This window comes from Olsenella sp. CU969 (genome assembly GCF_905219715.1).
GTDB classification, from domain to species: domain Bacteria; phylum Actinomycetota; class Coriobacteriia; order Coriobacteriales; family Atopobiaceae; genus Granulimonas; species Granulimonas faecalis.
Genome location: NZ_CAJMXC010000139.1, coordinates 1 through 1,948 on the forward strand (window position 1 = coordinate 1; position 1,948 = coordinate 1,948).

The window sequence follows — 1,948 nt, forward strand, 5'->3', positions numbered from 1 at the left end:
GAGGAGCCCGTGGACCGCGTCGTGGGGCGCCGAGATGGGGTCCTCGGCCGCCGTCTGGCCGCAGAGCAGCACGTCGTCCACGGAGCCCGGGGGCGTGGAGGCGGCGCGGGCGGGGTCGAGGATCTCCACCGTGCAGCGCTGGGCCTCCCCGTAGCGGCCGCGCTCGGGCGAGCGGGCTACGCCCATGCGCGAGAGCACGGACGCGAGCACCGTGAGGCGGGCATGGGGGTCGAGGCCGTCGCCGAACAGCCCGTCCACCGCGGCGCAGGCGTCCTCGACGGCGCAGAGGGCCTGGTGGGCCTCGCGGTCGCGGGCGGCCTGGGCGTTGGGGCGCAGGGCGCGCGCGGCGCCGGCCCAGTCGCCGGCGGCCACGAGCTCCACGGTGCGGGCGAGGGGCTCGCTCTGGGTGGCCACGCGGGCGACGTCCGAGAGCACCGCGGCCGGCGAGAGGGCGCGGTTCTGGCGCCAGGCGGCGTCCAGGGAGAACACGATGTCGCGAGGCAGGCCGGAGAGCTCCGAGAGCAGGAAGTCCGTCACGGCGCGGGGAGGCCACCAGCTGCGGTCCGCCTCCACGGAGGCCGAGAGGACCTCCTCGGCCGCGGCCGCCGCGTCGGGGGCGCCCTCGGCCGCGCGGTCCAGGCGCCACTGCGACGCAGCCGCGGCGATGGCGGAGAGCTGCTCCACGAAGGCGAGGAACTGGCGGGTGGCGCGGAGGTCTGACGCCGGCTCCACCCACGAGGCGCGCACGGCGATGCCGCGGTTGGAGGCCTTGGGCGACACGGTGCGCCAGACCTCGCGGGGGTCGCGGGCGACGAGGAGCACGCGCTCGGCGCCAGCCTCGGCCAGGCGTGCGAGCTCGCGGGCCACGAGCTCGGGCTCGGCCTCGGGGCCGGCCGCCTCCAGCAGGCGCACGGCCCCGGTGGGCTCCACGGAGCCTCCCCCGCCGAACACGGAGCCGAGCAGGGCCTGGAGCTCCGGCGAGCGCGGGGGCGCCGGGACCGCGGCACGGGCCGGGGCCTCGGAGACGGGGGCGCCGGCGAGCGCGGCCTCGGAGGCGACGGCGGCCTCGCAGGCCCGGGCGGCGTCGCCGGCGGCGCCGGGGTGGGCGGAGGCGGCCCAGGTGAGGCCCACCCGGGCGGCCAGGCGCCCGAAGAGCCGCGCCTGGGAGGCGTCGAGGTCCTCCCAGCCGGCGGCCACGAGGGCGCAGCGGGCCTCGCCGGGATGGGCCGCGAGGGCGTCGGGAAGCTCCTCGAAGACGCGGGAGCGGGTGGAGAGCCCCCGGGCCACGAGGGCGTCCGCCAAGGCGAGGGCCATGGTGCAGGCGTCGCGCTGCTGCGGCGAGAGCGCGTCGCCGGCAGCGGCCGCGGCGGCGGGCAGCTGGACCGAGAAGGTGCCGGCGAGGGTAGCGACGACGTCCACGTAGCCGGGGTAGACGCCGGCGGACTCGGGGCGGCCGTCCATGAGCGCGTTGCCTCCGAGGACCTTCCAGGCCGTGGCCGTGACGTCGGCACCCCGGGCGAGCGCGGTGCCGTCCCCCAGGCGCCCCCAGAGGGCGTCGGCCCAGGGCACGGGGCAGGTGACGTCCACGCCCACGCCGATGCCGGCGCGCGCCAGGGCGCGGCGGGCGTCCAGCGCGGCACGCATGGAGGGGACGATCACGGTCACCGGCCGGTGCTCCGCCAGGGCCTCCGTGACGGCCGTCAGGGCCGCGGGCCCGAGGACGGCCCCCTCTGTGTCGCGGACGACGGTCAAAGCCATGGCGGCCCCCTTCGCATCGGTGGACGGCGATAAAGACGTCAAACCACCCTACCACGGCCGGCCGGGGCCGGGATGGCGCCATGGGGCAGGGACGGCGCGCCACCGTGGTGCGTCCCACCCGAGAACGACACGGCGGCCGCCTCGGCGACGGTGTCGGCCGCCTGGAGGACGCCCCAGCCGTCGAGCGACC

Annotated in this window: 1 protein-coding gene; it reads right to left on the bottom strand. The window is 78.7% G+C overall.

Translation table 11 applies throughout. The features are described 5' to 3' along the window. Window positions 1–1,758: hypothetical protein (locus tag JX283_RS08215; RefSeq protein WP_204830139.1), on the bottom strand; the 1,758-nt coding region annotated here is incomplete at its 3' end. Window positions 1,759–1,948 lie beyond the last annotated feature (190 nt).